Origin of the sequence: Nitriliruptor sp. (assembly GCF_040882075.1) — a bacterium.
Classification (GTDB): domain Bacteria; phylum Actinomycetota; class Nitriliruptoria; order Nitriliruptorales; family Nitriliruptoraceae; genus Nitriliruptor.
Window position 1 is genome coordinate 1 of sequence record NZ_JBBEBZ010000048.1, and the last position, 6,100, is coordinate 6,100.

General features: G+C 73.3%; 5 protein-coding genes. All 5 read right to left on the minus strand.

Annotation, left to right across the window (positions count from 1 at the left end):
- Positions 1-193: 193 nt before the first annotated feature.
- From der to WEB03_RS02500, 5 genes are read right to left on the minus strand one after another with little or no spacing between them, the layout of a single operon-like run.
- A complete protein-coding gene (gene der, locus WEB03_RS02480) occupies positions 194-2,314 on the minus strand; it encodes a ribosome biogenesis GTPase Der (RefSeq protein ID WP_368069388.1) in 2,121 nt (706 codons plus the stop codon).
- A gap of 17 nt (positions 2,315-2,331) precedes the next feature.
- The gene (aroA, locus tag WEB03_RS02485) at positions 2,332-3,660 is read right to left on the minus strand and encodes a 3-phosphoshikimate 1-carboxyvinyltransferase (protein WP_368069389.1); all 1,329 of its coding nucleotides are present in this window, start codon (positions 3,658-3,660) and stop codon (positions 2,332-2,334) included.
- Positions 3,657-4,802 (minus strand): prephenate dehydrogenase/arogenate dehydrogenase family protein, encoded by a 1,146-nt coding sequence (locus WEB03_RS02490; protein WP_368069390.1) that lies wholly within the window; start codon positions 4,800-4,802, stop codon positions 3,657-3,659. The genes aroA and WEB03_RS02490 overlap by 4 nt, the downstream gene beginning before the upstream one ends.
- The gene (gene aroH / locus WEB03_RS02495) at positions 4,802-5,173 is read right to left on the minus strand and encodes a chorismate mutase (protein WP_368069391.1); all 372 of its coding nucleotides are present in this window, start codon (positions 5,171-5,173) and stop codon (positions 4,802-4,804) included. Before aroH ends, WEB03_RS02490 begins: the two co-directional genes overlap by 1 nt.
- Positions 5,170-6,015: a pseudouridine synthase gene (locus tag WEB03_RS02500; RefSeq protein ID WP_368069392.1), complete on the minus strand. Its 846-nt coding sequence runs from the start codon at positions 6,013-6,015 to the stop codon at positions 5,170-5,172. Before WEB03_RS02500 ends, aroH begins: the two co-directional genes overlap by 4 nt.
- Positions 6,016-6,100 lie beyond the last annotated feature (85 nt).

Here is a 6,100-nt window from a genome sequence, read left to right on the forward strand (position 1 = left end):
GGCGACCCCTCGCCCCCCAGACGAGTGCGCTACCTGACTGCGCCACAGCCCGGTGCTGGTGGTTCCCACGGCGGGAAGCCGCGGTCCTGCGAGGTGCGACGAGACGCGGACGGCTGGGGGCCGCCCGCGAACGCTGGACGCTACCGGTCCCGGGCGGGGCGGGCCAACCGCGTGCGCTTCGTCACCGCACCCGTCAGCGGCTGCGGCGCTGCTGACGACGGTGTTCGCGCTGCGCCGGCGGCCGGTCGTCGAGCATGAGGGGGACGCCGGTGAAGTCGTGCGACTCGCGGATGCTCCGCTCGAGGTAGCGGCGGTAGCCGTACGGGAGCGTGCCGTTGCCGAACAGGACGAACCGGGGTGGCCGGGTCTCGGCCTGCGTCGCGTAGCGGATCTTGAGCTGCTTCTGGCCGCGGCGGGGCGGGGCCTGGTGCGCGACCGCGTCAGCGATGAGACGGTTGAGCGTCCGCGTCGGGATCCGGCGCTGGTAGTTGGTCCACACGGTCCGCAGCTGTGGCATGACCCGCCGGAGGCCACGGCCGGACAACGCCGAGATGTTGATGCGCGGAGCCCAGGCCGCGAAGCTCAGCAGCCGGTCCAGCTCCTTCTCGAGGTCCTCGCGACGCTGCTCGTCGACCAGGTCCCACTTGTTGAGCACGAGGACCAGCCCGCGGCCCGCATCCCGCAGCAGCGCGGCGAGTCGTTGGTCCTGCTCGCCGAGGGGCTCGGACGCGTCGAGCAGGAACAGCACGAGGTCGGCCTGCTCGATGGCCGCGCGGGTGCGGTCGACCGAGAACAGCTCGGTGTCCTCACCCGTCCGGTAGCGCCGTCGCATCCCCGCGGTGTCGACGAAGACCCAGGGTTCCCCGTCGACCTCCACCATGGTGTCGACGGCGTCGCGGGTGGTGTGCGCGACGGGGTCGACGATCGAGCGCTCCTCGCCGAGGAGACGGTTGAACAGCGACGACTTGCCGACGTTGGGCTTGCCGACGAGCGCGACCCGCGGCACCCGGTCGGCCTCGTCGATCCCGGCGAGGACCTCGGGCGCCGGCGACGGCAGGGTGTCGAGCACGGCGTCGAGCAGCTCGCCGATGCCGCGGCCGTGGCGCGCGGACACCCCGTAGGCGGCGTCCAGGCCCAGCCCGTACAGGTCGTGCACGAGGTGCTCGTGGGTGTCGCTGTCGACCTTGTTGGCCACCAGGACCGACGGGACGCCGCTGCGACGGATGAGCTTGGCGTACCGCTCGTCGTCCTCGAGCGCGCCGACGGTCGCGTCGACCACGAACAGGACGATGTCGGCCGAGCCGATCGCGGCTTCGGCCTGCTCCACGATGCGGGCGTTCATCCCCTCGGCCGCGTGCTCCCACCCGCCGGTGTCGATCACGATGAACCGGCGACCGAGCCAGTCGGCGACGTGCTCGGTCCGGTCCCGGGTGACCCCCGGCTTCTCCTCGACGATGGTGACGCGTCGGCCGAGGACGCGGTTGACGAGCGTCGACTTGCCGACGTTCGGCCGGCCGACGATCGCGACGCGCGGAAGGGCGCGGTTGGCGGCCAGGGGATCGGCGGGGGCGACCGACGCCGGCGCATCTGGGTCGACACCAGCGCGCAGGTCGGCGACGCGGTCGACGATCAGGTCCACCACCTCGTCGGCCGTGAGCTGATCGGTGTCGATCTCGATCGCGTCGTCGGCTCGCGCGAGGGGGTCCACCTCCCGGTCGCTGTCGGCCCGGTCCCGTTCCTCGAGCTCGGCCGTGAGCGCTTCGACGTCGTCGCGGCCGAGCTGTGCTGCGCGTCGCCGAGCACGTTCGGCGACCGAGGCGGTCAGGAAGACCTTCACGTCCGCGTCGGGCAGGACGACCGTACCGATGTCGCGACCCTCGACGACACCGCCGTGGCGGACGGCGCGTCGCATGGCGGGCGTGAGGGCGCTGCGGACGCCGTGGTGGGCGCTGACCGTCGACACGGCGGCGGTGACCGCCGAGCCGCGGATCTCGTCCTCGACGTCCTCGCCGTCGAGCAGGGTCCGCCGCTCGAGGTCATCTCGGTCGATCCGGCTGGCCACCACCACCGACGTGCAGGCGGCGCCGTCGTCGAGGTCGACCTCGGCCCGGAGGCAGGCGAGGGCTGCGGCCCGGTAGAGCGCACCGGTGTCCACGTGCGGCACCTCGAGCGCGTCCGCGACCGCCGCCGCCACCGTCGACTTTCCGCTCCCCGCCGGGCCGTCGATGGCGATGACCGGACCGTCCTCGTCGTCGAGCCAGACGATGGCGTCGTCGAGCTCGTCAGGGGTGGGATCGGTCGTCGGGTCGCTCACAGCGGGCTGCTCTTCGTCTAGGCGAGGACCTCGGCGCGACCGCCGAGGCGGGCGAGATCGTCGAGGAAGGTGGGGTAGGAGGTGGCCACGGCGCCGAACCCGCCGATCTCGACCGGACCGGTCCCGAGGACGGCGGCGATGGCGGCCGTCATCGCGATGCGGTGATCGCCGTGCGCCTCGACGGTGCCGGGACCGGGGCGCTGGCCGCCGGGGACACGGTACCCGTCGGGGCGTTCCTCCACCTCCAGCCCGACGGCCCGGAGGGCGGTCGCGAGGACGGCGATGCGGTCCGACTCCTTGACCCGCAGCTCGCCGGCGTCGTGCACCTCGAGCCCCTCGGCGCTGCACGCGCCCGCGAGGGCGAGGACCGGCAGCTCGTCGATCGCGTCGACCACGAGCTGGCCCTGGAGCGTGGCACCGGCGAGCTGCCCCGGCGTGACCGTCAGGTCCGCGACCGGCTCCCCTGCCGAACTGCCACGCTCGATCACCTCGACGGCGGCACCGAGCCGCCGCAACGCCGTGACCACGCCGAGCCGGAGCGGGTTGGCGCAGACACCCGTCGCGGTGATGGTCCCCGCCCCACAGGCGGCCGCCACGAGCCAGAACGCCGCCGACGACGGGTCGCGCGCGACCACCACGTCAGCCGGGGTGAGTCCACGCTCGAGCGGTGTCACGGTCACGACCTCGGTGCCGTCCCGGAACACCTCGCGCTGGACGGGGTGGCCGAGGTGGGCGAGCAGGCGTTCGGTGTGATCGCGTGACGGCAGCGGCGAGGTCACCGAGGTCGGCCCCGAGGCTCGCAGCCCGGCGAGCACGATCGCGGACTTGATCTGCGCCGAGGCGACCGGGCTGCGGTGGTCGGTGCCGGTCAGGTCCCCGCCGCGGATGACGAGCGGGGGGCGGTGCCCACCATCACGGGCGTCGATGCGGGCACCCATGCGCTGCAGCGGTACCGCCACGCGGTCGACCGGTCGGCGTCGCAGCGACCGATCACCCGTCAGGACCGTGATGCCCTCGATGCCGGCGGCGATACCCGCCAGGAGCCGGAGCGAGGTGCCGGAGTTGCCGCAGTCGACCACGTCGTCGGGCTCGCCGAGCGGTCCGTGGACCGTCCCGGTGAGCCCTCCGTCGTCGGCGGGGCTCAGCTCAACCGTCGCGCCCATGGTGCGGAGTGCCGCGGCGCTGGACGCCACATCACCGGACGGAGCGAGCCCGGCCACGCGGACCGGCTCGTCGGCGAAGGCGCCGATCAGCAGCGCACGGTGGCTGAGCGACTTGTCGCCGGGCACCGCGACCTGGCCGGAGAGCTCAGCCGGGTGGATACGGACGCGATCGGGCGCGGTCACGGGGCCTCTCCGGGTTCGACGTGTGCGGCCAGGTCGACCCCGGCGAGCGCGCTGATGGCACGCGCCTCGGCGGTCGCATCGATGCGTACCAGCAGTGCACCGCGGTCGCCCGCGGAGGCGTGACGCATCGACAGGTCGGACACGTTGATGCCGGCCTCACCGAGCGCCTTGGTCGCGGTCGCGAGCGCACCGGGCCGGTCGTCGAGCGCGACGACGAGGTCGACGGTCTCGTGGTCGGCATCGTGGCGGACCAGCCCACGCCGCGCCGTCGATGCACGGTCGAGCAGCGCCCGCAGCTCCGTGTCGTCATCGCCGGTCAGCGCGTCCCGCACCGCGTCGAGCCGGCTGCGCAGCGCATCGATGGCGCCCACGACGGCGTCGCGGTTGCCCCGCAGGATGCCGACCCACAGGTCCGGGTCCGACGCGGCGATGCGCGTGGTGTCACGGAAGCCGCCACCAGCGACGGCCAGCACCGCTTCGCCGAGCCGGCCAGCGGTCTCAGCGGCCACGTCGGCGAGCGCGGATGCCGCGACCTGCGGGAGGTGGGAGGTGACCGCCACGAGCTGGTCGTGCAGGTCCGGTTCGAGCGCGAGCACCCTGGCTCCGATCGCCCGCAGGACCGCCGACAGCACGGTCATCGCGGTGTGATCGGTCCGGTTCGTCGGCGTCAGGACCCAGGTCGCGCCCTGGAACAAGCTCGGGTCCGCCGCTTCCGGTCCGCTCCGCTCGCTGCCCGCCATCGGGTGGCCGCCGACGAACCGCCCCGGATCGAGTGCGTCGCGCTCGAGCAGCGCCTCGACGGTGGGGACGAGTTCGCCCTTCAAGCTAGCGACGTCGGTGAGCACCGCGGTCAGCGGAGCCGACCTCGCGGCCTCGTGCAGCACGGCGGCTGCCACGTTCGCGGGGACGGCGACGACCACCAGCTCCGCATCCCGGACGGCCTCCTCCAGGCCGTCCACGACCCGGTCGGCGAGCCCTGCCGCAGCAGCTCGACGTCGGACGTCCGCGTCCCGGTCCGTCAGCGTGACCGACGCGCCGACGGCGCGGAATGCTCCGGCGACCGACCCGCCGACCAGGCCGGCGCCGACCACCGCGACCCGGCGCAGACCACCGGGGCCGTCGACCCGCGCATCGTCGGCCATCACTCCGGCAGGTCCGTGCGGAGCTGCCGCGCATCGTGGAGGTAGACGTGCCGCAGGCGTTCGGCCGGCCGGTCGGTGTAGGCGTGGATGAGCAGCCGCACGCACCGTTCGATGCCGCCGTCGATCTCGAGCTCACGCGCACACATCAACGGCACGTGGGTGAACCCGGCCTCGCGGGCCGCCTCGGCGGGGAACGCCGAGTGGATGTCCGAAGTGGCGGTGAACACGATGGAGATGAGGTCGTCCTCCTGCAGCGCGTTGCGTTCGAAGATGGCGGCCATCACCTCCTGGGTCCGGGCGATGAGGTGATCGCGCTCGTCGACGTCGAGCGTCGTGGCACCGCGCAGGGCGCGGACGCGAGGCGCGCTCACCGGCCACCCCCCGTGCCGTCGCGTCGAGGTCCGCCGTCCCCAGCACGTCGCCTGGCGCCACGTTCCTCGCGCGTCGTGCGCCGTGTGGCGCGCTGCTGCGAGGTCTTGGCCGCACGCTCGGCACCGGCCCGCGCGGCGTCGTGCAGCGCGCCGATCTCGGCCTGGGTGAGGAAGCGCCACTTGCCCTGGCGCAGCTCGCCGAGATCGACGTCAGCGAACCGGACGCGGGCGAGCCGATCGACCGGCAGGCCCACCTCGGCGAGCATCCGACGCACCTCGCGCTTGCGTCCCTCGGTCATCACGACCTCGAGCAGTGCCTTGCCCTTGCCCTCCTCGAGGATCCGGACACGCTTCGCCCGAGCGATGCCGTCCTCGAGCTCCACACCCTCCTGGATCGCCGTCATGGCCCGACCCTTGACCGGGCCGGGGACGAGCGCCACGTACCACCGCTCGACCTCGCGCGACGGGTGCAGCAGGGCGTTGGTCAGCTCGCCGTCGTTGGACAGCAACAGCAGCCCCTCGGTGTCGAGGTCGAGGCGACCGATCGGGAACAGCCGCTGCGGCAGGTTGATCAGGTCGACGACCGTCGGGCGCCCCTCGGGGTCCTCGGCCGTGCTCACCACGCCCTGCGGCTTGTTGAGCATCACGTAGACGCGGTCCGGATCGACGTTGATCCGTTCGCCGTCGACGGCCACCACATCCCGGGCGCGGTCCACCTTGGACCCGAGCTCGGCGACCTCGCCGTTGACGGTCACCCGGCCCTCGATGATGAACCCCTCGCAGACGCGACGGGAGGCGACACCGGCGGCGGCCATGACCTTCTGCAGACGTTCCTCAGCCACGGTCGTCCTCCGAGGTCGTCGTGCCCTGGTCGTCCTGCGGGGTGGGCGTGTCCTGTGCGTCCTCGACGGCCTCACGTTCGGCTGT